The 26,519-nt window shown below is 47.0% G+C and carries 24 protein-coding genes; 18 read left to right on the plus strand and 6 right to left on the minus strand.

What is annotated here, in order from left to right; all coding sequences use genetic code 11:
• Positions 1–28: 28 nt before the first annotated feature.
• The 6 genes from NYE29_RS17435 to NYE29_RS17460 all read left to right on the plus strand — a co-directional run bounded on the left by NYE29_RS17435 (position 29) and on the right by NYE29_RS17460 (position 9,061).
• Entirely contained in the window at positions 29–3,013 is a 2,985-nt protein-coding gene (locus NYE29_RS17435; protein ID WP_340899748.1) for a glycoside hydrolase family 48 protein, read from the plus strand.
• Between the two features lie 346 nt (positions 3,014–3,359).
• A complete protein-coding gene (locus NYE29_RS17440; protein ID WP_340896897.1) occupies positions 3,360–4,376 on the plus strand; it encodes an ABC transporter ATP-binding protein in 1,017 nt (338 codons plus the stop codon).
• Positions 4,363–5,298: an ABC transporter ATP-binding protein gene (locus NYE29_RS17445; protein ID WP_340896898.1), complete on the plus strand. Its 936-nt coding sequence runs from the start codon at positions 4,363–4,365 to the stop codon at positions 5,296–5,298. Before NYE29_RS17440 ends, NYE29_RS17445 begins: the two co-directional genes overlap by 14 nt.
• Before the next feature lie 5 nt (positions 5,299–5,303).
• Positions 5,304–6,266 carry an oligopeptide ABC transporter permease gene (gene opp4B, locus NYE29_RS17450; protein ID WP_340896899.1) on the plus strand — a complete coding sequence of 321 codons (963 nt, stop codon included), beginning with the start codon at positions 5,304–5,306 and terminating at the stop codon, positions 6,264–6,266.
• 27 nt (positions 6,267–6,293) lie between these two features.
• On the plus strand, positions 6,294–7,199 hold the full coding sequence (locus tag NYE29_RS17455; protein WP_076109146.1) for an ABC transporter permease: 906 nt from the start codon (positions 6,294–6,296) through the stop codon (positions 7,197–7,199).
• A 20-nt stretch (positions 7,200–7,219) separates the two neighbouring features.
• The gene (locus NYE29_RS17460) at positions 7,220–9,061 is read left to right on the plus strand and encodes an oligopeptide ABC transporter substrate-binding protein (RefSeq protein ID WP_340896900.1); all 1,842 of its coding nucleotides are present in this window, start codon (positions 7,220–7,222) and stop codon (positions 9,059–9,061) included.
• Positions 9,062–9,228: 167 nt separating this feature from the next.
• On the opposite strand, the gene mnmA is transcribed toward NYE29_RS17460, so the two are convergent.
• A complete protein-coding gene (gene mnmA, locus NYE29_RS17465; RefSeq protein WP_340896901.1) occupies positions 9,229–10,350 on the minus strand; it encodes a tRNA 2-thiouridine(34) synthase MnmA in 1,122 nt (373 codons plus the stop codon).
• A gap of 313 nt (positions 10,351–10,663) precedes the next feature.
• Here mnmA and cymR point away from each other — a divergent pair, with 313 nt between their 5' ends.
• Positions 10,664–11,083, plus strand: a complete 420-nt coding sequence (cymR, locus tag NYE29_RS17470; RefSeq protein WP_038595549.1) for a cysteine metabolism transcriptional regulator CymR — start codon at positions 10,664–10,666, stop codon at positions 11,081–11,083.
• A 323-nt stretch (positions 11,084–11,406) separates the two neighbouring features.
• Here the strand turns inward: cymR and NYE29_RS17475 are convergent, their stop codons facing one another.
• Positions 11,407–11,631, minus strand: coding sequence for a hypothetical protein (locus NYE29_RS17475; RefSeq protein WP_076109143.1), 225 nt, complete (start codon positions 11,629–11,631; stop codon positions 11,407–11,409).
• Positions 11,632–12,093: 462 nt separating this feature from the next.
• Between NYE29_RS17475 and NYE29_RS17480 the strand changes: the two genes are divergently transcribed.
• From NYE29_RS17480 to NYE29_RS17495, 4 genes are all read left to right on the plus strand, one after another.
• Positions 12,094–12,612 (plus strand): hypothetical protein, encoded by a 519-nt coding sequence (locus tag NYE29_RS17480; RefSeq protein WP_076109142.1) that lies wholly within the window; start codon positions 12,094–12,096, stop codon positions 12,610–12,612.
• Positions 12,613–12,906: 294 nt separating this feature from the next.
• On the plus strand, positions 12,907–13,068 hold the full coding sequence (locus NYE29_RS17485; RefSeq protein ID WP_179091676.1) for a hypothetical protein: 162 nt from the start codon (positions 12,907–12,909) through the stop codon (positions 13,066–13,068).
• 443 nt (positions 13,069–13,511) lie between these two features.
• Complete coding sequence (locus NYE29_RS17490) at positions 13,512–14,561, plus strand: hypothetical protein (protein WP_340896902.1); 1,050 nt, start codon at positions 13,512–13,514, stop codon at positions 14,559–14,561.
• A gap of 776 nt (positions 14,562–15,337) precedes the next feature.
• Positions 15,338–16,024: a hypothetical protein gene (locus NYE29_RS17495; protein ID WP_340896903.1), complete on the plus strand. Its 687-nt coding sequence runs from the start codon at positions 15,338–15,340 to the stop codon at positions 16,022–16,024.
• Between the two features lie 15 nt (positions 16,025–16,039).
• On the opposite strand, the gene NYE29_RS17500 is transcribed toward NYE29_RS17495, so the two are convergent.
• The 3 genes from NYE29_RS17500 to NYE29_RS17510 form a co-directional block, all read right to left on the minus strand.
• On the minus strand, positions 16,040–16,336 hold the full coding sequence (locus NYE29_RS17500; RefSeq protein WP_340896904.1) for a hypothetical protein: 297 nt from the start codon (positions 16,334–16,336) through the stop codon (positions 16,040–16,042).
• A gap of 357 nt (positions 16,337–16,693) precedes the next feature.
• The gene (locus NYE29_RS17505; RefSeq protein WP_340896905.1) at positions 16,694–17,074 is read right to left on the minus strand and encodes a hypothetical protein; all 381 of its coding nucleotides are present in this window, start codon (positions 17,072–17,074) and stop codon (positions 16,694–16,696) included.
• Positions 17,075–17,367: 293 nt separating this feature from the next.
• The gene (locus NYE29_RS17510; RefSeq protein WP_076109137.1) at positions 17,368–18,183 is read right to left on the minus strand and encodes a DUF2935 domain-containing protein; all 816 of its coding nucleotides are present in this window, start codon (positions 18,181–18,183) and stop codon (positions 17,368–17,370) included.
• 204 nt (positions 18,184–18,387) lie between these two features.
• Between NYE29_RS17510 and NYE29_RS17515 the strand changes: the two genes are divergently transcribed.
• A complete protein-coding gene (locus tag NYE29_RS17515) occupies positions 18,388–18,492 on the plus strand; it encodes a YjcZ family sporulation protein (RefSeq protein ID WP_218642507.1) in 105 nt (34 codons plus the stop codon).
• 121 nt (positions 18,493–18,613) lie between these two features.
• Here NYE29_RS17515 and NYE29_RS17520 read toward each other — a convergent pair whose 3' ends face one another.
• A complete protein-coding gene (locus NYE29_RS17520; protein WP_340896906.1) occupies positions 18,614–19,282 on the minus strand; it encodes an SOS response-associated peptidase in 669 nt (222 codons plus the stop codon).
• Positions 19,283–19,421: 139 nt separating this feature from the next.
• On the opposite strand from NYE29_RS17520, the gene NYE29_RS17525 reads away from it, so the two are divergent.
• The 6 genes from NYE29_RS17525 to leuS all read left to right on the plus strand — a co-directional run bounded on the left by NYE29_RS17525 (position 19,422) and on the right by leuS (position 26,450).
• Entirely contained in the window at positions 19,422–19,901 is a 480-nt protein-coding gene (locus tag NYE29_RS17525) for a DUF523 domain-containing protein (protein WP_340896907.1), read from the plus strand.
• A 147-nt stretch (positions 19,902–20,048) separates the two neighbouring features.
• Positions 20,049–21,200 (plus strand): cysteine desulfurase family protein, encoded by a 1,152-nt coding sequence (locus NYE29_RS17530; RefSeq protein ID WP_340896908.1) that lies wholly within the window; start codon positions 20,049–20,051, stop codon positions 21,198–21,200.
• Between the two features lie 62 nt (positions 21,201–21,262).
• Positions 21,263–21,784, plus strand: a complete 522-nt coding sequence (locus NYE29_RS17535) for a PRC-barrel domain-containing protein (RefSeq protein WP_038595530.1) — start codon at positions 21,263–21,265, stop codon at positions 21,782–21,784.
• 14 nt (positions 21,785–21,798) lie between these two features.
• The gene (locus NYE29_RS17540) at positions 21,799–22,008 is read left to right on the plus strand and encodes a hypothetical protein (RefSeq protein ID WP_042179559.1); all 210 of its coding nucleotides are present in this window, start codon (positions 21,799–21,801) and stop codon (positions 22,006–22,008) included.
• Between the two features lie 193 nt (positions 22,009–22,201).
• On the plus strand, positions 22,202–23,269 hold the full coding sequence (locus tag NYE29_RS17545) for an AI-2E family transporter (RefSeq protein ID WP_076109133.1): 1,068 nt from the start codon (positions 22,202–22,204) through the stop codon (positions 23,267–23,269).
• Between the two features lie 730 nt (positions 23,270–23,999).
• Positions 24,000–26,450, plus strand: a complete 2,451-nt coding sequence (gene leuS, locus NYE29_RS17550) for a leucine--tRNA ligase (RefSeq protein ID WP_340896909.1) — start codon at positions 24,000–24,002, stop codon at positions 26,448–26,450.
• Positions 26,451–26,519 lie beyond the last annotated feature (69 nt).

A 26,519-nucleotide genomic window follows, 5' to 3' on the forward strand; every position in this document is an offset into this window, starting at 1 on the left:
ATCTACAGAGAGGGAGCTAGCCAAAATGATGAAATTGAGCTTAAGTAAGAAGCCTATTTCCGCTATAATGGCCTCGATTCTGTTTCTCTCACTCATAACCGGTTTGTTTACTGGTAGCCCCGGAACTGCAAAGGCCGCTTCGGCGGAGGAGACCCGATTTCTGCAATTATATGCTCAGCTAAAGGATCCGGCGAACGGCTATTTCTCAGCTGAAGGCATTCCCTACCATGCGGTAGAGACATTGATGAGCGAAGCGCCCGATTACGGGCATATGACCACCTCGGAAGCTTACAGCTACTGGATGTGGCTCGAGGTGCTGTATGGCCATCATACTGGCGATTGGAGCAAGCTGGAAACGGCTTGGGACAACATGGAGAAATACATTATCCCTGTTAATGAAGGCGACGGCAAGCAGGAGCAGCCGACGATGAGTTATTACAATGCGAACAGCCCGGCTACCTACGCTTCCGAGTATGCGCAGCCGGATCAGTATCCAAGCCAGCTTAGCGGAAAGTACACGGCAGGCAAAGACCCGCTTGATTCCGAACTGAAAGCAAGCTATGGCAACAACCAGACCTATCTTATGCATTGGCTGGTGGATGTGGACAACTGGTACGGCTTCGGCAACTTGCTGAATCCTACACATACAGCCGCTTATGTAAATACATTCCAGAGGGGCGAACAGGAATCGGTGTGGGAAGCTGTCCCGCATCCGTCCCAGGACGACAAATCATTCGGCAAGACAGGTGAGGGCTTTATGAGCCTGTTCACCAAAGAAAGCAATGCGCCTGCAGCACAGTGGCGTTATACCAATGCTACCGACGCAGATGCACGTGCAGTTCAGGCTATGTACTGGGCCCGGGAGCTTGGCTATAATAATTCAGTTTATCTGAACAAGGCCAAGAAAATGGGGGATTATCTCCGTTACGGCATGTACGACAAGTATTTCCAAAAGGTCGGCAGCGCAGCTGACGGCACACCGGAAGCGGGAACCGGTAAGGATTCCAACCAATACCTGCTTGCCTGGTATACCGCTTGGGGCGGCGGGCTTGGTTCAACCGGCAATTGGGCCTGGAGAATCGGTGCCAGCCATGCGCATCAGGGTTACCAGAATGTCGTGGCAGCCTATGCGCTTTCTAATCCGGACGGCGGTCTGGTTCCGGCATCAGCAACAGCAGGGCAGGACTGGAGCAATTCGCTGAAGCGCCAGCTGGAGTTCTACACCTGGCTGCAATCTGCCGAAGGCGCGATTGCCGGCGGAGCAACGAACAGTTACGACGGTGCTTATAAGGCTTATCCTGCCGGCACAAGCACCTTCTACGGCATGGCATATGATGACGCACCAGTCTACCATGATCCGCCGTCCAACAACTGGTTCGGAATGCAGGCCTGGAGTGTTGAACGTGTGGCCGAGCTGTATTATATTCTGGCTGCAAGCGGCGACACAACCTCCGAGAACTTCCAGATGGCCAAGCAGGTGGTGGAGAACTGGGTGGAATGGTCCACGGACTATGCCTTTGCAGGCAGCCGGCCGGTTACGGATGCAGAGGGCTATTATCTGGACAGCCAGGGCAACCGCATTCTCGGCGGTGATAATCCCCAAGTAGCTACAGTTGCTGCTCCGGGAGAATTCTGGATTCCGGGCAATGTGGAATGGCAGGGGAAACCGGATACCTGGACCGGTTTTGCAAGCAGTGACGGCAACAGCAATTTAAAGTCAGTCACCAAGAGCCCGAGCCAGGATACCGGTGTACTCGGCAGCTATATTAAAGCGCTCACCTTCTTTGCCGCAGGTACTGAGGCAGAAAACGGCAGTTATACCGCGCTTGGCGGGAAGGCTCAGCAGCTGGCTAAATCCTTGCTGGATACAGCTTGGGGATATAATGATGGTGTCGGTATAGCAACTAAGGAGAGCCGTGGCGATTATGCCCGTTACTTCACCAAGGAGGTCTATTTCCCAAGCGGTTGGACGGGTACCTTTGGACAAGGCAATACGATTCCGGGAACAGCGACAGTACCTTCCGATCCTGCCAAAGGCGGAAACGGTGTCTACGCCAGCTATACTGACATCCGGCCGGATATTGTGAATGATCCCGATTGGCAGTACCTGCTTAACAAATATAATTCGTCATATAATACGGCCACTAAGCAATGGGAGAATGGAGCACCTGAATTTACGTATCACCGCTTCTGGTCCCAAGTGGATATGGCCACGGCCTATGCCGAATATGACAGGTTAATCAACAACAGCAGCGGTCCGGTCGAGCCCGTTGCCCCGAAAGCGCCCTCCAAACCGGCTGTTGTTGCCGGCGACAGTGTTGTACAGCTTAGCTGGAACAATGTAACTGCTGCCGACAATTATACAGTTAAGCGGGCCACTGTCAGCGGAGGTCCTTACAGCGATGTATCAGTAGTTACCCAGGCAACTTACAGCGATACCTCTGTAGTCAATGGAACGACCTACTTTTATGTTGTAAGTGCAGCTAACAAAGTAGGAACAAGCCCGAATTCACCCGAGGTCAGCGCCAAGCCAGCAGCGGTTCCCGAGCCGCCTGTGGGGGATCTGATCGTGCAGTATCGGACCAATGATACGAATCCGGGCGATGCCCAGTTCCGTCCGCAGCTGCGGATTGTGAACAGCGGGGACACTTCGGTTGCACTTAAGGATGTAAAGCTGCGCTACTACTACACGGTAGACGGCGAGAAGGCGCAGCAGTTCAATGTGGACTATGCCGCTATAGGCAGCGGCAATGTGCAGGGAACATTCGTGAAGCTGACTCCCTCTGTGACAGAGGCAGATTATTATGTGGAGATCTCCTTCACTGCAGGTGCGGGCACCCTTGCTCCCGGAGCCAGCACCGGTGAAATTCAGCTGCGGATCAACAAAACCGATTGGAGCAATTATAACGAGATCGGCGATTATTCTTACGACCCGGCCAAAACCTCGTTCACTGACTGGGCACGTGCACCGCTTTACCTGAATGGAACGCTGGTCTGGGGGTTAGAGCCTTAAAAGTGCAGTAGAAGGTAAAATGAAAAGCCGCAAAGCCCCAATACTCCGGGACATTTGCGGCTTTGCTATTAATATCACATTTCATGTACGAAACTGTGAAAATATGTGACAAAAAAATCTAATAGATGAGTCGAATCTTGTCGTATTTGTCATGTTACTTAACACAACAAAAATTTTTTATGGAAAAATCATTGATAATTTACCATAAGTCAATTAGAATAAACTCTAACATTCAGGGATTAATTCCAATATAATCCTAAAAGGCAATTCGTAGTTGATAGATAGGGTTACTGTATATCACATATGTGCTCCTTGCTAAAAAAATCCTAGTGTTAGGGTGATGAACTTGAGTGAAGATTTGCTGCGTATTGAGAATTTAACGACATCCTTCAAGATTGCAGACGAATATTACGCTGCGGTCGATGATGTGACGCTCACGGTGAAGAAGAACGAAATCCTCGCCATCGTAGGAGAATCCGGATCAGGCAAAAGTGCGTTGGCTTTCTCAATAATAGGGCTGCACACCAAAGCAAAAATTGATGGACATGTGTATTACAAAGGTCAGGATATTGTCAAAATGTCCCCAGGCATGCTGAATAAGGTCCGCGGCAAGGAAATGTCGATGATTTTCCAGGACCCCTTGGCTGCACTAAATCCGCTTATGATTATCGGACGGCAGATTGAAGAGGTACTTCTCCTTCATGATTCCGGCCTCTCCAAGAAACAAAGAAAAGCAAAGGTCATCGATTTGTTGACCAAGGTTGGAATTCCCCGTCCCGAGCATACATATCAGCAATACCCTTATGAATTATCCGGCGGAATGCGGCAGCGGGTAGTTATTGCCATCGCAATCGCCAACGGACCACAGCTGTTAATCGCCGATGAACCGACAACCGCACTGGATGTAACGATTCAACTGCAAATTCTTGAACTGATCAAGAAGCTCAAAAATGATATGCAAGCAGGAATTATCCTCATTACCCATGATCTGGGCGTAGTCAGTGAAATGGCAGATCGCGTGGCTGTTATGTATGCCGGGCAAATTGTCGAAATTGCTGATATTTATACGCTGACCACCAACCCGCAGCATCCTTATACAAGATCTTTATTTAATTCGATACCTACGGTCAAGGAAGCGAAGTCCAGACTGCATGTGATTCAGGGGATCGTCCCGTCGCTCAAAAACTTGCCGCGTACGGGCTGCCGTTTCTCCGCCAGAACCCCATGGATTGATGAATCAGCCCATGAGGAGAATCCACAGTTGCACGAAATCGCTCCGGGTCATTTGGTCCGCTGCACCTGCTACAGACATTTTCATTTCCCCGAGAGCGTTGAGGAGGCTGACAGCCATGGCACTGCTTGAAGTTAAGGATTTACAGGTTCATTTCCCGATTAGAGGCGGCATATTCAGCAGAGCGGTCGGTGAGGTAAAGGCGGTCGACCGGGTCAATTTCACCATTGAGGCCGGGCAGACTTACGGATTAGTCGGTGAATCAGGCTCAGGTAAGACAACGACAGGAAGAGCGATTATCGGGCTGAACGAGATTACGGGCGGCAGCATTCTTTTTGAAGGCGCCGATTTAGCCCTGAAGAACTCACGCAAGCTGAGCAATGTCCGCCGCGACGTTCAAATGATCTTTCAGGATCCCTATTCATCACTCAATCCCAAGAAGCGTGTGCTCGACATCATTGCCGAGCCGCTGCGCAATTTCGACAAACAGTCCCCCCAGGAAGAGAAACGGAGAGTTCAGGAGCTGCTGGAGCAGGTCGGCCTGAGTCCGGACAACATTTATAAATATCCGCATGAATTTTCCGGCGGACAGCGTCAGCGGATCGGAATCGCCAGGGCGATTGCGCTGAAGCCCAAGCTGATCATCGCCGACGAGCCGGTGTCCGCGCTGGATGTCTCGGTTCAGGCACAAGTGCTTAACTTTTTACGGGACATCCAAAAGGAATTGAATTTAACCTACCTATTTATCAGTCATGATCTCGGAATCATCAGACATATGTGCGATCATATCGGCATTATGTACAAGGGACGACATGTTGAGCAGGGGACGCCTAAGGATATTTTTGACAATCCGCGACATATTTATACGAAACGTCTGATTGCCGCAATCCCGGACATTGACCCATTGCAGCGTGACGAACGGACCCGGTTCCGCAAGTCCGTAAGTGAGGAGTACGAGGGAGCCTACCGGAATTATTTTGACAATGACGGTTTAGCTTATCCTTTACAACCCATTTCCGATACCCATTTGGTGGCCATGCCCGAGAAAGGTTGAGACGTATGTGGAAGATTATTGCACGAAGAATATTGATTATGATCCCTCAAGTATTTCTGCTCAGCATTCTGGTATTTCTTATGGCCAAAGCCATGCCCGGAGATGCGCTCACCGGTTTGCTCGATCCGAACATTGATCCGGCCGCCATTGAAGCGATGCGGGAACGGCTCGGCCTGAATGATCCGTGGTACATCCAGTATTGGGATTGGATCACTAATGCCCTGCAGGGAGACATGGGCCAGTCCTTCCGCTTTAAGATGCCGGTAACTGAGCTGATTGGCCAGCGGCTGATGAACACGGTGTGGTTATCTATGACGACTCTGGTCATTACCTATTTAATTGCAATTCCGCTCGGCATCATTAGCGGACGTTTCAATGACACCTGGGGCGACCGGTTGATTACAGGATATACCTATGTCGGATTTGCGGCTCCCTTGTTTATCGTAGCCCTGGTTATGCTCTGGATGTTTGGTTTCTACTTTCATTGGTTCCCTACCGGAGGAAGCGTATCACCGGGCGAGGTCCCCGGGACGATGAGTTACATTCTGAGCAAGTTATATCATTTGCTGCTTCCGGCCATATCCATCGCGCTGATTACTACCGTCGGGACAGTCCAATATCTGCGGAACGAAATCATTGATACAAAGCAGAAGGATTTTATCCTTACGGCAAGAGCAAAAGGCGCCTCGGAATCACGGGTGTACAACCGCCACATCTTACGCAACTCCCTCCTGCCGATTGCCGCTTTTTTCGGGTATGAGCTTACGGGATTAATTGGCGGCACCATCTTTGTAGAGAGTATTTTCAGCTATCCCGGCATGGGCCAGCTGTTCCTGAGCTCCATCGTTATCCGCGATTTCACCGTTGTAACGGCACTTGTGCTGCTGTATGGGATTGCTCAAATCGTCGGATCCCTGCTCTCGGACATCATATTAGGCATTGTTGATCCCCGTATCCGGATTAAATAATGATCAGAACTTGTTGAGGTGAATGTAATGGCAAAATCAAGCGCTGAGCTGTCGCTCCCGCAGGATATGGAGAAGAGCCCATCCGGATGGAGAATCCTCTGGAAGGAAATTTTCAGAGATAAACTGGCTTTGGTCTCCCTGATTTTTCTAGGTGTAGTTGTATGCGGAGTATTTGGCATCGCCCTGTTTCTGGATCAAAAGCAGATTGTAACCGTCGATCTGTTCGCCTTATATGAGAAGCCTTCGGCTAAATTCTGGCTGGGCACCGATTACGGCGGACGCGATGTGTTCGGCCAGCTCATTATCGGTACGCGCAACTCGCTGAGTATCGGTATTATGGTCACTCTGATGACGGGTGTTATCGGTATTCTGGTAGGTCTGATCTCCGGCTATTTCGGTGGATTCGTCGATAATATCTTTATGCGTTTCGTGGATTTCTTTATGATCCTGCCGATGCTGATGATTGTCATCGCGTTTGTTACGGCGGTTCCCAAATATAATACCTTGTCCTTTTCACTGATCATGACGGCATTTCTATGGATGGGCATCGCGAGGCTAATACGCTCGAAGACACTGCAGGAGAGGGAACTGGAATATGTCCAGGCCTCCAGAACGCTGGGCTCCTCCCATCTTAAGATTATGTTCAACCAGGTACTGCCGAACTTAAGCTCCATCATTATCGTTACGATGACGCTGAATTTGGCCGCCAACATCGGCCTGGAGTCGGGACTCTCGTTTCTCGGCTTCGGCTTTCCTGAAAGCACGCCTAGTCTGGGGACGCTGGTCAGCTATGCCCGGAATCCGCAGACGCTGCAATCGAGATGGTGGATATGGTTACCCGCATCACTGCTGATCCTGGTATTGATGTTGAGTATAAATAATGTCGGTCAGGCGCTTAAGCGTGCGACGGATGCAAGACAAAGAAAAGGATAATAAGGGAGGAAGAAACAAGAATGAGAAAAAGAAACTCTGGCAAGACCATGCTCTTCACATTGATGCTTGTCCTGACGCTTGCGGTTACGGCCTGCGGCTCAGGCAACAACGAAGCGGCTGAGCCTTCGGCAACAGCCAAGACAGATGCAGCTGCTACAACTGCTCCAACTGCAGCACCGGCAGCAGAAGACGGGCTGTACAACATCGCAGATTTCAGCAATGTTAAGAAGAACCAGGGTGAAGCCATTGAAGGCGGCACACTCAACTTTGGCCTTGTATCCGATACTCCCTTTGAAGGAACTTTGAATTTTAACTTCTATTCCGGTAATCCAGATTCTGAGGTCCTTGAGTGGTTTGACGAAGGTTTGCTGACCTGGGATAAGAACTATGTGTATACCAATGACGGGGCTGCTACCTATGAAGTCTCTGAAGATGGACGCACCTTCACTTTCACCATCCGCGACAATGTAAACTGGCATGACGGCAAGCCTGTGACAGCTGAAGATTGGCTGTTTGCCCATGAAGTTATCGGTAATCCGGCCTATGACGGCCCTCGTTACGGTTCTGACTTCACCAACATTGTAGGTATGGAAGATTACCATGCCGGCAAAGCCAAGACGATTTCCGGGATCAAAGTACTTAGTGAGAAAAAACTGGAAATTACTTATGTGAAATCCACTCCTTCCCTGCTGACAGGCAGCGTCTGGATTTATCCGCTGGCGAAGCATATTTTTGGAAATATGGATGTAGCCAAAATCTCCGCTTCCCCTGAGGTCCGCCAGAAACCAATCGGTTTCGGCCCATTTAAAGTGGAAAGTATTGTCCCTGGTGAATCTGTAGTGTTTGTCAAGAATGGCGACTACTGGCGCGGCGCTCCCAAGCTGGATAAGGTTGTCCTGAAAGTAATTCCACCGACTACAGTTGTGCAGGAGCTTAAAGCCGGAAATATCGATTTGGTCGACAGCTTCCCAATTGACCAGTTCCCTGATAACTCTAAATTGTCCAATGTTGAATACCTTGGAGCAATTGACCGTGCCTATACTTACATTGGCTTCAAGCTTGGGAAGTGGGACGCGACCAAAAAAGTGGTTGCTCCTGATCCGAAGGCGAAGATGGGCAATGTAGCTCTGCGTAAAGCGATGTGGCAGGCGGTGGATAATGATGCCGTCGGCAAGAAATTCTATCATGGTCTGCGCTGGAACGCGACTACGCTGATTCCGCCATCCCATCCCGAATTCCACGATGACAGCAATCCTGGAGTAACGTTTGATCAGGAAGCAGCAAAGAAAACACTGGATGATGCAGGCTATAAACTTAACGGAGAATTTCGTACCAATCCGGACGGCACGCCGCTGACGATCAATTTCATCTCCATGACAGGTTCGGATATCGCTGAGCCGCTGGCCCAATATTATGTGCAGTCGTGGAAAGCCATCGGTCTGAATGTAACGCTGGAAATGGTGGAGTTCAACACCTTCTATGACCGCGTAGGTTCCAATGGTGAAGATGATCCTTCTGTTGATGTATACCAAGGCGCTTGGACAGTCGGTATCGACGTGGATCCACAAGGACTGTATGGCCGCGACGCTATCTACAACTTCCCGCGTTACGCAAGTGAAGAAAGCGACCGCCTGATGAAAGAGGGCGTATCCGAAGCAGCATTTGATATAGCGAAGCGTAAAGAAATCTACAAAGAGTGGCAGCAGCTGATGGTTGACGAGATTCCTGTATTCCCAACCCTTTATCGCGCAGCACTCGTTCCGGTTAATAACCGCGTTCTGAATTACGCTATCGGCGATGGAACGGGTATTTACAGAAATGAGCTTGCACTGTCCGCCGACAAGGGGATTGCTGCGCAGTAATTTTCCGGGATTTAGCAACCTGTAATTCAAAACCTCCTTGCGGATTTTACAGCCGCAAGGAGGTTTTTGTATACACATAGGGCTAAACGCTATCGCTTTAGCTGCATAGAAACGGCTGCCGACCTTGGTGGGGTCAGCAGCCGTTTTTAGGTGCGTTCATTCGGTTCTTATTGCTGCGGCTGCGGTATTACCTTCTCTGCAGCTTCAATCGTACCTCCGCCAAGGCATTCCTCGTCCAGGTAGAAGACAACAGCTTGGCCCGGTGTGATCGCCTTTTGCGGCACATCGAAGGCAACATGCACGGTACCGTCTTCCTGTGCTGTCAGTGTTACGCCCTGATCAGGCTGGCGGTAGCGGAACTTGGCGGTGCACTTCAGCGGTACATCCGTAAGGGTAAGGCCGTCTATCCAGTTGACCCCGGAGGCGATCAGACTGGTGGAGTAGAGGCTGTGGTGCTTGTCCCCTTGGACTACATACAGGATGTTGCGGTCCAGATCCTTCTCAGCCACAAACCACGGCTCACCATTGCCGGAGCCGCCAATTCCCAGCCCCTGGCGCTGGCCCAGCGTATAGTACATCAGGCCCTCGTGGCGGCCCTTCACTTCGCCTGTGGCGATATCGACCATGTCTCCCGACTGGGCAGGCAGATACTGGCTTAGGAATTCACGGAAGTTACGCTCACCGATGAAGCAGACGCCGGTGCTGTCTTTTTTCTTGGCTGTGTACAATCCGGCTTCCTCGGCGATTCTCCGTACTTCAGGTTTTGGCAGATGTCCGATCGGGAACATCGCTTTGGAAAGCTGGTATTGGCTCAGCGCGTTTAGGAAGTAGGTCTGGTCTTTATTGCTGTCCACGCCGCGCAGCAGCTTGAACTTGCCGTCTTCTTGAATGACCCGTGCATAATGCCCGGTAGCCACGTAATCGGCGCCCAGTTGTAGTGCCTTATTCAGGAATTCTCCGAATTTGATCTCGCGGTTGCACATCACATCCGGATTTGGTGTGCGTCCGGCCTTATATTCATCGAGGAAATAGGAAAAGACTTTATCAAAGTATTCCTTCTCGAAGTTAACGGTATAGTAAGGAATATCGATCTGCTCACACACGCGGCGGACATCCTCTGCGTCAGTCTCGGCCGTACATACGCCAAACTCATCGGTGTCGTCCCAGTTCTTCATGAAGATACCGATGACGTCATAGCCCTGCTGCTTCAGCAGAAGTGCCGTAACGGAGGAATCGACCCCTCCGGACATGCCGACGACGACACGTGTGTCCTGGTTTGCCTTTGTCATCGTAATCACCATTTTCTATGCAAAAAATACCGGTTATTGATACAAACACCCGGCTCATTTTGTATTATAACACACCTGTCCAGCCCAAACTGCCCGTGAGGACGGGAAAATGCAGCAGAAAAGACGATAAAATTGACAATTTGTCCACCACTGGCGAACATTCATGTGAAAAGTTACTTTTTTGGCTCCAAATATGTCCATAAATATGATAACATAAGCTGAGAGCAAACATCGGAATACCTTGATATGACATATCTCATGTCGTAACAATGGATTATGATTCTATCAGCAACTAAACCGAAAGAGGTGCCCCTTGAAGATATCGACAAAAGGACGTTACGGATTAACCATTATGATGGAGCTTGCCCTGAAATTTGGCGAAGGTCCAACCTCACTTAAAAGCATCGCCGAGAAAAACGGACTATCCGAGCATTACCTGGAACAGCTCATTGCCCCACTGCGCAACGCAGGGCTTGTGAAGAGCATTCGTGGTGCTTACGGCGGCTATATCCTTTCACGCGAATCCATCACCATTACAGCCGGCGATATTATCCGTGTACTGGAAGGCCCCATATCGCCAGTTGATTTTACAGAAGAAGATGATCCGGCAAAACGCGACCTCTGGTTGCGCATCCGCGACAGCATTGCCGATGTGCTGGATTCCACCACATTGTCTGACTTAATCAACTATAAGGAAGAAAGTAAGGCTGACAACTATATGTTTTATATCTAACGGATATCAGGAAACCCGCGCTGTTCAAGGGAATAGTAAGCTTTTTTACGAACCGTTACCCGCAATTTACCCGCAACCGTTCGTTTAGTTATTCGCCCATAGTTACATGCAGATAAATAAGCTCAGTTACTTTGAATTACTTTTAGGGCCGATGCGGGCTTGTTCTATTAGATAATCAGGCTGCTACTCTTGGAAATTAAAGACTGCACCCTGCCATTAATGGCGGGGTATTTCTTTGCATTCAGGAAGTGTTTTCCTTACCGATGGAAGTGAATATACATAATGTTCCAAATTAAATATAATTGACTTGTAAGTTTTCAAAATCATATCTTGAATGGCTCTGCATTTTTTATATTGTTGTTCTTATTATGAGTTTTATAATACTCCTCGATTTCTGCCCACACCAAAAAGGCGATCCCTGCCAACAAAGAAAGTTTACTAAGGTTTTTGAGCGAACTGCCAACAGAATCTAGCATTGCATTAAATATCTCAGGACCCATGTTGTGATATTCGATCCATAAATTGCTGCGCAAGATAATAAGTTCCATACAGAAATACTGATATAAAAAATAAATATCATTCCACTTGTTCTTCTAATAAACAGGAGTAAGGGCTTGGAAACTTCATACAAAGCCTTGAAAAGCAATTCAGGCTTCCTAGCCGCTTCTCTGGTGCAGTCGAAAGTATCTATCTGTTTGGTACCGGGAAGATCTGGATCCAATCGGTCACTTGATGGATTATGGCGGCATCGTTGAGGGATACACTCTGTATCACTTAAGATTTATCCGGCAGCGATTTAAATTTAGAGCAGACTTGAGTGGAAGCTAACATTGTTGTTTATTATATATACAATCTATTTTAAAGCACAATGCGATAAAAAATACCATTTTTATGTTTGATCGCGGGAAATAAAGTCGTTATTTATAGTAAATAGATACTATTTCATTAATAACCTAATTAATGGTATAATTCCAATGTAATCCAAAAAAAATATCTGGGAGGTTGTTAATTTGATTAAACTTTTAGGATTAGGTGTCGCTGCATCATTACTTTTTACTCCGATAACAGGCCTTGTAGATTCACCATCGCTGCAAAAATCTTCAGTATCTGAGGTTTCCTCTGCAAAAAGTTACAGTTTTAACAATTACATTTACGAAGAACCAGGAACAGGAACGAAGATTTTGGTGGGGGATGGGGTTAAAGTACCAGAACTTGCAAGAGGGAAAGAGGCCGTAAAGATAGTCCGTGTGAATCAAAAGGGTGGAGCTTTTAATGATTCATTCACTTGTGAACCGGATGATGGAGTTAACCTGAACATCTGGATGATGAATAACAATGGCCAATCGGTTCAATTTCAAGTGTGGCGAAATGGAGTTGAGTTCACTAATCAAGCAATTGCTGTTGGCTCACAGAAAACAATCTCTTTTACGGATATGTTAGGTAATGGTCTGGATGGAAATTATGAGGTCTACATATATAGTTTATTAGGATATCCACTTGATGTTGATGTAAGTGCTAGACAGTTCTAAAAGGTGCGTTAAAACAAGTCATCTACCCTTGAGGTGGATGACTTGCTTTTTATAAGGTGAACTCTGAGAACACTGGACCCCGCAACATTCCTGATTTGGTCCAAATATAGTAAAAATACAAAATGTTCCAAATTTTATATACTCAACCCTGCCAGTTGGCGGGGTATTTCTACATAAGGGGAGTTAAATTATGTTTGAAGTCGAAGTTAAAGATGTATTCAAAATTACTGGGGAGGATATGTAATTGCAGGGGAGATTATTCAAAGAGAGTCCGTTTTAAGAATCGGAGACACTTTGCTTAATAAAGAAGATAATGCACAGGCAGTGCTTGTGAAATCATTTGAAATGATAAATTATGGCACTGGAAAAACGAAACTGAATCATATTGGATTTTCATCAAATATCTCAGAAGATGAGGCGAAGAAATTAATTGGAAAGCGACTCGTTAAAGAATGAAATTGCACATTATTTTGTTGTTAGGAGTATGAGTTTGAATAATACATACAAAGTCCTAAAGAGCGATGCAGACTTCATGGTTGCTGCGATGTTATAGGTGACGGTCTCCGTCTGGCACCAATTTTTGGTTTACAGGAATATATGGTTGATAAAGGATATTTTAGGAAAGCTACCAAAACCACAACAGGAGCAGGGGGGGGCATATCCTCTACTGATTACTCTCATGTGATGATGGTTGTGAAAAATGATACAATCAATTTGCTGTATTGTGCGCATACAAATGATAGGTTAAATGCTTCTTTTGCAAACTTTGGTTCATCGTCGTTTGACTTTTATGCAGCAAATTAAATTTGGGATAAGTGAGTGAAATAAGATTAGGTATTTGTTAGTTAGTTTTAAGCAAATGCCTAATCTTATTATTTTAAGTGTGAAGGATGGTTTCAATGGGTCTGAAAAAAATGTCAGCGATGATATTTATAATTACATCTATTCTTACTTCTTGCAGTTTTGAAAATTCAAAGATCATAAAAATACCGATGCTGGTGTATCAACAAAATGACTCTGTTAAGAAGGAAGCGATTTTAGGATCCTGGGATATCAATCAGTCCAAGATAAATTTAGACAAAGGTATGTATACATTTACTTCAGGACTCGGAGAACCTCTAGTTTGGTACGGAAAAACGTTAATTTTACAAAAAAATGTAAATATACTCGACAAAGTCGACGTAAACTATAAATTGGAGCAAGGTGACATTATTTCCACAGGGACTGAACAGTCTTATTTTTTTAATGATTTCACTTGCTTAGGTGAAATTTCTGATGAGAAGTTTGAATATATCCTGAATTTTAATAATAAAGAATATAAAGTTGACTTGAAAAATAATGACAATTTTAAAAATAAAAGCGTCTTCCTAGCAAATGGGGAAACGTTAAAAAATGGAAAGATCATTCGATTGGTGTTTTCAGCTTTTTACCAGGATAAGCAAGAAAGTGAAATAATACTCTTAGATTACGATCTCAATAAAGATGAATATGAAGTGAAGAGTTTTTCAATTGATAAATTACCTTCCGGCGATAATACGATTTCTCCAAGCGACTCGATTCTTGATGAAAATAAACTTTATATTTATAAAAATAAAAAGATAGGTTTTATTGACTTGGAGAAAGAGGAGTTTATTGAGTTAAGTAAAATTTCAGAAGATGTGCATTCATTTATGACTGAGAAATTTAAAAATCCACATGTCGAGCGGAAAGTTGTGCCCGTTGGGAAAATTGAAGACACTTTAATCTTCATAGATACCACACTATACATCGATGATAAAACATCGGGCATGCTTGTATATGCTTATTCGCAGGAAGAAGACCCGATTGGAAAAATTTTAATTGAGGGACAGAGGATATATCTTTTTGATAAAAATAATATTGAAGTTTCTTCTAGTGAGTTTCCCTACATCCGTGTTAATGGACGAAGTTTTTCCTTTCCAACATCCTAATTAAGCGGATCGGAACGAGCGAGTGGTAGAGCAAGTCTAGTGTCATTATATAGAGCCCCAGGGATTATTCTGGAGGATTTTCCATTAATTAAAAATCCAATCATCGCATATAATACAAACAAACGTTATTGGATTAGTAGTCATATATGATGGGATTAAATCCTTTCTAAAAAGAAATGTTGATAAATAATTATTAAATACTGAGTTGGAACTACTGTACCCTGCCAGCATTGGCGGGGTATTTCTTTGCCGTAAGGAAAGTTTTCCTTACCAAGGATACAGAGTGCATATACATAATGTTCCAAATGAAATATATTGAAATTATTTAGTTTGAAATTCCCTTTAAATTACGACGAAAGGTTGCGTGCGTGATGGATAATGGATATTTTGCGGGTTGGGGGACGCTGGCTCTAATTAATGCAGGACTGGCGCAAGGGAAAAATAGGAGTGGACTAAACTGGTTTTTGCTTTCCTTGCTTTGTGGCCCACTGGCTACATTTTTCCTTGTGATTTCGGATAAGGCCCAATTAGATTAGAACCAAGCAATCCAAGGTGTCAGTCTGGTACCGGGAAGATCAGGACCCAATTGGCCACCTAAGGGATTATGGCGGGCTGGTGGAGGGGGATTCTCCCAGAGACAATCAAAATTGCCGTCAGTTGGTTTATGCGTGAATTATCTGAGTTTAGAGCCTGCATTAAATAATCCGTCAACCTTAAGTGGTGCGAGAATGTTGGACATTTGGGTAATAACTATTATTCAGATGAGGAGGTATATAATGAATAAAACATTGATTGCTACAGTTACCAGCATTCTTCTGTCCGCCTCAATTCTCGGTGCATGCAGTAACAATGAAACATTAAACGAGGCAGAGCCTACAGCGTCAAGTGCAGCGACTATGCCTGTTATTGAAGCTACAGCCACTCCTGAACCTTCTGCTACTCCCGCAGCCACGGAGGCGCAGGAGTCCGCCAGTCCGGACGCTACTGATCCTCAGACATCCAAACGTCCGAAGACCCAGGCATTTGGTGAACAGGAGGGAGGGGTCTCAGGGCAAGAAGGTACACTTGAGCAAGGTGATGGATATTCCCTGTATGTCTTTGAGGATTTCACATTCGATGAACAGTCTGGCCGTTTATCACTCACTGAGGACCCCACCTATTATGCCGAGATTGAACACTTGCCATCCGGTTACGATCTTACCGCTCTGAAGCAACAGGGACAAACTGAGCTTTCTGCAATGGGTAAGGCTAACGATCATAGCGGGGAACTGTTTGAGCATCCTCTGGGTTTTGCAGATTTATATCTGCAGGCTACTGGTGATAAGGGAATAGAGGATTATATGGTGTGGAAGAATCAAGCGGGGGAAGCTTTTCTTTTCCGGATACACAATCCTAAGGGTGAACTATCGAATAAATTTGCTCCATGGGTAATGGTTTCACTGTCAACGCTTGAAAGGAATTAAGATTTGCCATAGCTTTTAAACAGAATTTAGAAGCATGCAAAAATAATCCCGCCGGGCTTCTGACGGGTTTATTTTTGTTTGTTTTGCTGCTGTGTACTCACTTACTTCAAAGGTTAGGATCTTTTCAAAGATTACAAAATCAGTACGCTTGATGAATTGCCCTTTGTTGTTGTCGTGTTTATCAATCGCAAACTTCACTGGACCCGAACCGGCTTTTGTCTCCGATGAACCTATCTCTGGATCATGTTGCGTATTTTCTCCATCTATATATCTATAGGGATTAAATACGGGGCAACGGCCATTATGGGCCAAACTCCTGGAATGAATTGAATAAAGCGAAACCAATAATCATACAAAAAACACCAACAACCCTGATGAAAAGAAGTGTCATAGGGCTGGGGGTTCCGCGGCTGAATCTTCTCAATTCCCAGCCTACTTTCGGGAATACCGTGTAGAATGCACCGGCTATTATAAAAAAAAATAGGGACAATCTTAAACAAAATCATGAAATAGCCTCCTTGTAACCTGGACGATAAAGATACGTTTTTACACGGAATCCGTTCCAAAAATATCCAATGTAAAGCATCGCTAAGGAGGCAGAGAAGGTAATCTGCATGACATTCAGGCAAAGTTGAGACGTCTGAGGGTTAACCAGCCTTTTCCATATGTTCAACCATAAACGGTAGCTTGTGCTGTAGTCAGACCATTAAGACTGTAACCACCAGAATCTGCGAGTATTTGGATAACATGATGTCCAATACTTACATCTGTAAGGACAATGTTGTAGGTAATAACAGAATTGCTTGGGTTAATAAAAATAGTTCCAGTGGTTCCAATAGGATTACTGTCCATATTCACATTAATGGTAACGAGTGCACCAGATTCACTGTCTGTAAGAACGCCGACAGAAGTTGAAACTTCCAAGAAGTTCGATGCCTGATTGACAAAGATCCCAAATTCAATCAGCAGTATAATGCTATTAGCAGGAAGCGAAGCAGAACCGGCAAAATTAGATATAAGGCCTCTATTATAATTTAGCACTGTAGGCAACGTAATGCCCCCTTTCTTGATTTTATATATATTTATTCTTTTAGTTCCTGCGATGTTTGGGAGATTAGAGTATTTATTTCTATTGATTTTAGAATGATATAATTATGATGCCTCTTTATAGCATAGTCATAGTAAAGCCCTGCTACCGTGACGGTCAGCAGGACGTTTTGTTTAATGAATGGGAGGATGGTGATTGTCGGAAATCGGGAACATTAACTGTCAGCAAGCCCCTGATGTATGTAAAGAAATTTAAAGCTCTATTGAAGCCCGAAGAACTTGGTACCAAGAAAGAGCTAATGATGGATCATTGGTGCATTCCCTTTCCCGGTTAAAGAGTTTTCGAACATATCAATAATCTCCAAGAATCTCTCTGCTTCACGGAAAACGTGATCCGCAAGCAGCGGGTGTATGATGCTTTTAATTCTGCATTGTTCGATTAAATCCCGGGCTGTTTTCTTAAAATCCCTTAGTGATTTCACTGATACTCTATTCTGATCAAGAAATTGGGTTAAGATTGGACCGGTTTGCGATTGAGGTCTCATGGATTCAATATCTCTAGCCTGAAATAATAATTGATCAAAATCTTGACTGAATTCTCGGGCCTGCTCGACAAGTTTCCGTTCTGAAGGATCTAATAGATGACCTATAAATTTGGCGTGGTCGGCCATAATTCTTAAGAAAAATACATTTTCATCAATAATAGCATCATATAATGGCTCTAATTTGCCTTGGTTTAGCTCTTCCAGCCGATTTCTAAAATAATTGGCTTCTCTACTTACATGATCCACTAAAAGTGGGAAATTCGTTTGTCCAGGGAGCTTACAAGATAGAATCAAGCCAAGGACTTTTCTTTTGAACGCCCAAATGTGACATACTGCCGTATGGACCTCCTGATTAAATTGTTGAATCGTTGCAGGATCTGCATCAAGGGAGAAAGCATGCACCCGTCTCTCAATGTCTTCGAAAATCCGGTAAAAGTGGTTGGCTTCTTTAATCAGAATAGTATCTTCCGCCCGGAACCCCAATCCTAGAAACAAGGAATGTTCTTTCATAATTCTTGACCAAAAGCTGACCTCTTCCAGTGACCGGGCGACAAACATGTTAGACATAATATCCCTCCTTAACATCTTTATAGACCTTATGCTGGTTAAGCTTGGGTGGATGCCTAATTATTTATAGAGGATGGACACAGCTTGGTATTGAGGATGAGAACATGAATTTTAATGTTGTTATCGGAAGTTTACTGATTGCCCAAGCAAAGAGATTATGCCTGCATACCCTAAACTGTATTCTATTTTTAAGGAGGAATCGTTATGAGTGAAAATGTCGGTGGATACGGTGGAGCGTGGACTTCTACGGGTGCTATACTCGTGTTGTTTATATTGTTGGTAATTATCTCTAAGACAATCCTGCTGTAAGCTTTAAACCGCTTTACTCTAATATAGTCTCCGCCAGCACTCATGCTGGCGGATTTTTTGCTTGCGATTGAAATTTTTAAACCCCAAAAGCCCTTGATCCGGTCATTGCTGCGATTCTTCGCTATGCTTCTTTAATTAACTCCTTATAGTCGTTGCGGACGTTGCCCACTGCGGGTGAGACGGGATAAGCCCGCATATGCTCTGCATCATAAGGCCGCAATAGCTTCATCAGAGTGGGGACGTCATGATTGTGCCGGTCAAGCCACGCTGTCTCGGCTTCAGAGGTGAGGATAACCGGCATGCGGTCATGAATCTCAGCCATCAGGCTGTTGGATTCTGTAGTAATAATTGTGCAGCTGCTGAGCTTATTGCCGCTCTGATCCATCCAAATATCGTACAAGCCGGCCATGGAAAAAAGCTTCCCGTCACGCAGCGTAATCCTCAGCGGCTGTTTGCCGCCTTCCTGCGGATTCCAGTCGTAGAAGCCGTCCGCAGGAATCACGCAGCGGCGCGAGCTCACCAGGTTTTTGAAGGATGCTTTTTCCAGAAGGGATTCTGCACGGGCATTGATCATTTTGCTGCCGCTTTTGTCATCCTTGGCCCAGGACGGGACCAGCCCCCAGCGTAATTCCCCAAGCTTATTATGCTTGCCATTATGAATAACTGCCGGGATATACTGCATCGGGGCCACGTTATATTTTGGGGCATAGTGGACAATGGTGGTGTCATTCGTAAAATAACGCAGCATCAACTCATCCATGGTTACGGTAATGGTGTATCTTCCGCACATGCTGATTTATCCTCCCGGTTCATTTATGATGTGGTCTGAGATTGTTTACAGTGCTGTAGCCCTCATGCTATGCTCGGAGTATTTCATATTATTATAAATGAAGAAACGGATGATAGCGAAACGAAGGAGAGGATTCCGGATGATTATCGTAAGCTCCTGTCTCGCAGGAATGAAAGTAAGATACAACGGCACGGATTGTCTCGATACAAGCCTTCAAAAACTGTTGGATAACAACAAGGCAGTTGCTGTATGTCCAGAATTGCTTGGCGGATTCTCGACACCGAGGGAACCGGCGGAAATTATCGGCGGCGGCGGGGAGGATGTGCTGGAGGGGACGGCCAGGGTGATGGACCGGTCAGGAAATGATGTAACCGAAATGTACCTCAAAGGGGCCTATGAAACGCTGGAGAAAGCCCGGGAGATCGGAGCCACCACCGTAGTACTCAAAGAAAACAGCCCTTCTTGCGGCAGTACGATGATCTATAACGGACAATTTGCCGGTGTGAAAATTCCCGGGCAAGGTGTAACGTCCGCTCTGCTGAGAAGAAACGGTATTGAGGTGATTTCTGAGCAGCAGCTCTCCGCTCGGCTGGAAGCTTTGGAATGTGCTGGAAAGTGAGTGGCTTAGCGGGAATTCCCACTAACAGACCCCTAAAGGTTTTTACAATATTGTGTTTATTCTCAGGTGGTAAAAGGCGACATTCAGCAGTATAATCGAGTAGTCCTGTAAGAAAATCCTGAATTTCAAGAAGCGGAGAATTTAGTCATGAAACCCATCTATTTGGACCACGCCGCCTCAACCCCGGTTCATCCGGAGGTGGCCAAGGTTATGTACAATATGCTGCTTGAACAATACGGCAATGCGTCCAGTGTGCACACGTTCGGACGTTCCGCCAAAAAGATTGTGAACGGGGCACGCGATACCATCGCGGGCTTTTTAGGCTGTGCTCCCGACGAATGGGTATTCACCAGCGGAGGCACGGAGAGCGATAATCTGGCGCTGTTTGGAGCTGCAGCTGCTACCACGGAGAAGGGCAAACATATCATCACCACAGCAATTGAGCATCATGCCGTTCAACATACGTGCGAGGAACTGGAGAAGCAGGGCTATGATGTTACCTATCTTCCGGTTGATTCGACAGGCCTCGTCTCGCTTTCAGATGTGGCAGCCGCTTTGCGAGATGATACGGTATTGATCAGTGTGATGTTCGCGAATAATGAGGTAGGAACAGTAGAACCTATAGAAGAGATTGGCCGTCTCGCTGCCGAACGGGGCATTTTGTTACACGTCGATGCTGTACAGGCTCTCGGGATGCTTCCTATCACACTTCGCGAGCTTCCCGTTGATTATATGAGCTTTTCCGCTCATAAAATAAACGGCCCGCAGGGCATCGGTGGACTGTACGTACGGCGCGGTGCACCGCTGCATTCCAGACAGCACGGAGGACTCCAGGAGCGCGGCAGACGGGCGGGAACGGAGAGTCTTGCGAGCACAGCAGGTTTTGCCAAAGCGGTGGAATTGGCGGTTCAGGGGCTTCCCGGGCGCCAGGATAAAGCGCTTGAGCTCCGGAATGTGCTGCTGCAGGAGCTGGACAGCCGTATCGGGCGGCAGAACTATGTGGTTAACGGAAACGAGCAGCATTTTTTGCCGGGAATTCTGAATGTAAGTTTTCCGGGAGCCCGGACCGATGTGATGCTGATGAACCTGGATATGGAGCGGATTGCTGCTGCCAGCGGCTCAGCCTGCACCTCTGGTTCACTGGAGGTTTCGCATGTTCTGCAAGCGATGAATCTTCCGGAAGAAGTTTTGGACTCGGCGATTCGTTTTAGCACAGGTTTGGGTAATACTAATGAAGAAATAAAGCTTGTTGCAGAAAAAGTTGAAACCATCCTGAGACGGTTGCGTAGTGTAGACTAGGATTTTTTTCGGTCTCGTATCCGTTTCGGTAGTACACTCAAAGCGAGGGGACTAAAGCAGCCATGAAACTTCAAGATATGATCGGCCTGGCTGTATATGAAGTTGAAGAAGGTAATGAAATCGGCAAAATTGTCGATGTTGTACTAGATTCAAACTGGAATATTACGGGTATTGAACTGGAAAGCAAATCTTTTTTTTCCAGTCATGTGAAAGTTGTGGCATGGGAAGATATTGTCGCTTATGGCGAAGATGCTGTCATGATTCGCAGTAAAGAGTCGATATTAAAGGCCGACACTGACCATATACCATATACTTTTCTTTTAGGAAAGAAGAAATTGAAGGATTTGCAGGTACTGACTGCATCCGGAACGATACTTGGACGAATATCCGATGTTTATTTTGACCAGAAGTTGGGAAACACAATAGTAGCGCTGGAAATCAGTGACGGGCTTGTAACTGATTTGATCGAAGGCCGCAAATGGCTGCCTTGTTCTGAAGAAATGTCCATTGGGGAGGATTCCGTACTGGTTCCCGCGATGAGCGAAGAACGGCTCCAAAAAGCCATTAATATTGTTAACGGATAGGTGGAATGTATTATATGAAGTGTCCAAACTGCAACTCCAAGGATATCGGCAAGATCGGTTCCCACCAGTTCTATTGCTGGGGCTGTTTCATCGAACTTACGGTTAACGGCGAGAAAATGTCGGTTTATCAGGTTGAAGAAGACGGCACGCTCAGTTCGCTTGACGATCTGTTCTCCGGGGAAGAAATCGCCCAGGATTTCCCCCAAATCCATGCATCCTCCTGATTATAAGTCCTCGCACTGGCTAGCAGCGGGTACATATGCTTAAAAACAAGCGTCAGTTTCCTTTCAGCGTCAATTTTGCTGAGGGTTATTGGCGCTTTTTTTGTTGCGCTTTACGTTCAGCGGTTATTTTGCGGCAGGCATACATATACTTATTTACGAAGCCAGTCCAGTAATACCGCTAGGGGGTGCACTCATGGAGCAATGGTCCCAAAGTAAATGGTTCCGCTGGATGATCGGAGTGCTGCTTACCCTGATCATTTTGTATTTTGTGTGGCAACTTCGTCCGATGCTGCAGGGGATATTCCAGTTTCTAAAAGCGATTCTTGCGCCGTTTCTGGCGGCCATGATCATTTCTTATGTACTGAATCCGGTGGTCAGTATGCTGGCGGGACGGAAGATGCCGCGCAGCGTTGCCGTTCTTCTCATCTACGCCGTATTCCTGACTTCAATTGCAGTCATTGCCATCAATCTTATACCGATGTTTATCGAGCAGCTTGAGGAGCTGAACGAACATCTCCCGGAGATGACACTGCATGCGCAAGGTCTCATGAAGAATATGAATTCCCGGCTGATCCCGCCCGGTGTTGAGATGGGGATGAACAATTGGTTTTTTCAGCTGGAGGAACGTCTGGCTAAAGGAATATCACATTTTCTCGACAATATCGGGACAACGATAGGTGTGCTGTTCAATGCATTTATCGTTCCGTTTCTCGTGTTCTACATTCTCAAGGACTTTGATGTGTTTGAGCGGACCGTGGTTTCCTGCCTGCCCCGCTCGCGCCGCAAATCGATTGTGAAGCTGCTCAAGGATATTGATGAAGCGCTGGGCAACTATATCCGCGGACAGTTCCTCGTCTGTATTATTATCGGCGTGCTGGCATATATCGGTTATGCCATCATCGGGATGCCTTACGCGCTGCTGTTTGCCTGTGTAGTCGCTGTGTTCAACATCGTTCCGTACATGGGCCCGTTCCTGGGGGCGGCTCCGGCCATTGTGATGGCCTCAACCCTGTCCCTGCGCCTTGTCCTGCTGGTGGCAGTAGTTAATACGCTATGCCAGATGCTGGAGAGCAATGTAATCTCGCCCCAGGTGGTCGGACGGAGACTGCATCTGCATCCGCTGCTGATTATTTTTGCTCTGCTGGTCGGCGGAGAGGTGGCCGGAATGATTGGGCTTATTCTGGCGGTGCCGTGTTTTGCGGCCGGAAAAGTCGTAATTCAGCACTTAATGGCTTATTATATTAAGCGAAAGCCGGTGTAATCAGTAAAACCATTGACTATATTCAGAGCTTTTGGTTATAATGTTGTGTAATATTACGATTATGTTGTGATGAATAGCAGTTCGATGAAGAGGAGTATTAACTCACGCGACGTTATAGCAGAGAGCCGGTGCATTGGTGCAAGCCGGTTAACGGAACGGAATGAACTCACCTCCGAGTAACGGCGCAAGCCGCAGGTTTCGCAGGGCAGATGCTGCGAAAGGCCAGTGTGTGAACCGTCGTCGCCTCACCTCCGTTAAAGGGTGTCAAAGTGAGTGGCAGAATAAAGCATGTTCAGCCGCTAACTAGGGTGGTACCACGGGAATTCAAACCTCTCGTCCCTAGCGATCATACGCTAGGGATGGGAGGTTTTTTTGCGGAGTTGGGCTTATGCCCCGGTAAACAACAAGTCTGCCTGAGACGATCGAAGGCAGATATCTCCCAGCGGCGCAGCGAGTCTTGAGCTGGTTCTTGGACTTTGCTGCCCGTCAGGCAAAACAGATGGGATTTTTAAGAGTTACAGGGAAACGGAACGGAGAAAAATTTTGGAGCTGGAGCAACGTCAGTGGCCGCCTTTATACTCGGATTTCAACCGCTTAGTGTGAGATCAGAAATCCGAGTATAACAGCGGGCGGAAGCCCAAAACCTTTTTGCAGCGGAGTTTTATTCCCTGAATTCTTTTAAGAACAGCAGGTTTAACTAAGTAAGCAACACTCCAAGGAGGAGCATAAGATGAGCGAAAACAAAGTGAGCACCCCAACTGGGGCCGGCTACCGCGCCCAGAGCATTGAACCCAAATGGCAGAAGTTCTGGGATGAGAACAAAACGTTTAAGACAGGTGAGGATTCAAGTAAACCGAAATTTTACGCCCTGGATATGTTTCCGTATCCGTCAGGCGCAGGACTGCACGTAGGCCACCCGGAAGGTTACACGGCGACGGATATTGTCTCCCGCTACAAGCGGATGCGCGGTTATAACGTGCTGCATCCAATGGGCTGGGATGCCTTTGGACTTCCGGCAGAGCAGTATGCGATGGATACCGGACAACATCCGCGTGACATCACTTTCAAGAACATTGACAATTTCCGCCGCCAGATCAAATCGCTGGGCTTCTCCTATGACTGGGACCGCGAGATCAGCACAACCGATCCGGGCTATTACAAATGGACACAATGGATCTTCATCCAGTTGTACAACCGCGGCCTGGCATATGTAGCTGAGGTATCGGTGAACTGGTGCGAAGCTTTGGGTACGGTGCTGGCCAACGAAGAGGTTATCGACGGCAAAAGCGAGCGCGGCGGTCATCCCGTCGTCCGCAGACCGATGCGCCAGTGGATTCTGAAAATTACAGAATACGCCGAACGCCTGCTGGAGGATTTGGAAGAGCTGGATTGGGAAGAAAGCATCAAGGATATGCAGCGCAACTGGATCGGCAAATCAACCGGAGCGGAAGTCAATTTCGCGATTGATGGACATGACGCAGCATTGACTGTGTTCACAACCCGTCCGGATACCTTGTTCGGCGCAAGCTACTGTGTACTGGCACCAGAGCATAAACTGGTAGATGCCATCACGACAGAAGCTCAGCGTGCTGCGGTCGCGGAATACCGCGACAAAGCTGCCCGCAAGAGCGATCTGGAGCGTACGGATTTGGCCAAGGAGAAGAGCGGTGTATTCACCGGCGCTTACGCTATTAACCCGGTCAACGGAGCACAGGTGCCGATCTGGATCGCCGATTATGTGCTGGCCGGTTACGGAACCGGAGCTATTATGGCGGTTCCGGGACATGATACCCGCGACTGGGAATTCGCCAAGCAATTTGGCTTGAACATCGTCGAAGTAGTACAGGGCGGTAATGTGGAAGAAGAAGCCTATGGCGGTGATGGCCCGCATGTGAATTCCGATTTCCTGAACGGTCTGGATAACAGCGAAGCCATCGTGAAGATGATTGCCTGGCTGGAGGAAAAGGGCAGCGGCCAAGGCAAGGTAACCTACCGCCTGCGTGACTGGCTGTTCAGCCGCCAGCGCTACTGGGGCGAGCCGATTCCGATTCTTCATTTGGAAGATGGCACGATGAAGACTGTTCCTGTGGATCAGCTGCCGCTGGTGCTGCCTGATGTGGACGCGATCAAACCTTCGGGTACGGGCGAATCCCCGCTGGCCAATGTCACTGAGTGGGTGGAAACCGTTGATCCGGAAACCGGGATGAAAGCCCGCCGCGAGACGAACACAATGCCACAATGGGCCGGCAGCTGCTGGTATTACCTGCGCTATATTGATCCGCATAATGACAAGGAGCTGTGTTCGCCGGAGAAGCAAAAGGAATGGCTGCCGGTTGATCTGTACATTGGCGGAGCTGAACATGCAGTGCTTCACCTGCTGTACGCCCGTTTCTGGCATAAAGTATTGTATGATATCGGTGTAGTGGATACCAAGGAACCGTTCCACAAGCTGGTGAACCAGGGCATGATCCTGGGCAACAACAATGAAAAAATGAGCAAATCACGCGGCAATGTCATCAACCCGGATGAAATTGTGGAAGCTTTTGGCGCAGATACACTCCGTGTCTATGAAATGTTCATGGGGCCGCTGGAAGCAACCAAGCCTTGGAATGAAAAAGGTGTGGAAGGCATTCACCGCTTCCTCTCCCGCGTATGGCGCCTGTTCGTGAACGAGGACGGCAGCCTCAGTGCCAAGATTTCCGAGGATGGCGGTACAGACGAGTTCAAACGCACCTGGCACAAGACACTGAAGAAGGTTACCGAGGACTTCGAGAATCTGCGCTTCAATACGGCGATCAGCCAGCTGATGATCTTCATCAACGATGCCTATAAGCAGGACAGCTTGTCCCGTGAATCGGCAGAGCATTTCGTACAAATGCTGTCGCCGCTGGCACCGCATATTTCCGAGGAGCTCTGGCAGCTGCTGGGCCACGAAGGCAGCATCAGCTATGTATCATGGCCAGCTTATGATGAAGCTTTGACGGTGGATGCAGAAGTGGAGATCGTTGTACAGGTTAACGGCAAGATTGTGGGGCGTGCACAGATCCCGCAGGATATGGGGCAGGAAGACATGCAGAACCATGCACTGGCTCTTCCTGGTGTGAAGGCGGCTGTAGAGGGCAAAACCGTACGCAAGATCATTGCGGTTCCCGGAAAGCTTGTAAATATTGTAGTGGGTTAAGCGAAGAACGCATTTTTACCCGCAGCTACGGAGTATTCCGTGCTGCGGGTTTTTTGTTAAGGATTCAAA

The sequence above is a fragment of the Paenibacillus sp. FSL M7-1046 genome (genome assembly GCF_038007405.1).
In the GTDB taxonomy this organism is placed as follows: Bacteria; Bacillota; Bacilli; order Paenibacillales; family Paenibacillaceae; genus Paenibacillus_AQ.

Coding starts and splice junctions, on each gene's coding strand:
- NYE29_RS17435 (WP_340899748.1), top strand. CDS start 29: ATGAAATTGAGCTTAAGTAAGAAGCCTATTTCCGCTATAATGGCCTCG.
- NYE29_RS17445 (WP_340896898.1), top strand. CDS start 4,363: ATGGCACTGCTTGAAGTTAAGGATTTACAGGTTCATTTCCCGATTAGA.
- opp4B (WP_340896899.1), top strand. CDS start 5,304: ATGTGGAAGATTATTGCACGAAGAATATTGATTATGATCCCTCAAGTA.
- NYE29_RS17455 (WP_076109146.1), top strand. CDS start 6,294: ATGGCAAAATCAAGCGCTGAGCTGTCGCTCCCGCAGGATATGGAGAAG.
- NYE29_RS17460 (WP_340896900.1), top strand. CDS start 7,220: ATGAGAAAAAGAAACTCTGGCAAGACCATGCTCTTCACATTGATGCTT.
- mnmA (WP_340896901.1), bottom strand. CDS start 10,350: ATGACAAAGGCAAACCAGGACACACGTGTCGTCGTCGGCATGTCCGGA.
- NYE29_RS17475 (WP_076109143.1), bottom strand. CDS start 11,631: ATGGAACTTATTATCTTGCGCAGCAATTTATGGATCGAATATCACAAC.
- NYE29_RS17490 (WP_340896902.1), top strand. CDS start 13,512: ATGGGTCTGAAAAAAATGTCAGCGATGATATTTATAATTACATCTATT.
- NYE29_RS17495 (WP_340896903.1), top strand. CDS start 15,338: ATGAATAAAACATTGATTGCTACAGTTACCAGCATTCTTCTGTCCGCC.
- NYE29_RS17510 (WP_076109137.1), bottom strand. CDS start 18,183: ATGTCTAACATGTTTGTCGCCCGGTCACTGGAAGAGGTCAGCTTTTGG.
- NYE29_RS17515 (WP_218642507.1), top strand. CDS start 18,388: ATGAGTGAAAATGTCGGTGGATACGGTGGAGCGTGGACTTCTACGGGT.
- NYE29_RS17520 (WP_340896906.1), bottom strand. CDS start 19,282: ATGTGCGGAAGATACACCATTACCGTAACCATGGATGAGTTGATGCTG.
- NYE29_RS17525 (WP_340896907.1), top strand. CDS start 19,422: ATGATTATCGTAAGCTCCTGTCTCGCAGGAATGAAAGTAAGATACAAC.
- NYE29_RS17530 (WP_340896908.1), top strand. CDS start 20,049: ATGAAACCCATCTATTTGGACCACGCCGCCTCAACCCCGGTTCATCCG.
- NYE29_RS17535 (WP_038595530.1), top strand. CDS start 21,263: ATGAAACTTCAAGATATGATCGGCCTGGCTGTATATGAAGTTGAAGAA.
- NYE29_RS17540 (WP_042179559.1), top strand. CDS start 21,799: ATGAAGTGTCCAAACTGCAACTCCAAGGATATCGGCAAGATCGGTTCC.
- NYE29_RS17545 (WP_076109133.1), top strand. CDS start 22,202: ATGGAGCAATGGTCCCAAAGTAAATGGTTCCGCTGGATGATCGGAGTG.
- leuS (WP_340896909.1), top strand. CDS start 24,000: ATGAGCGAAAACAAAGTGAGCACCCCAACTGGGGCCGGCTACCGCGCC.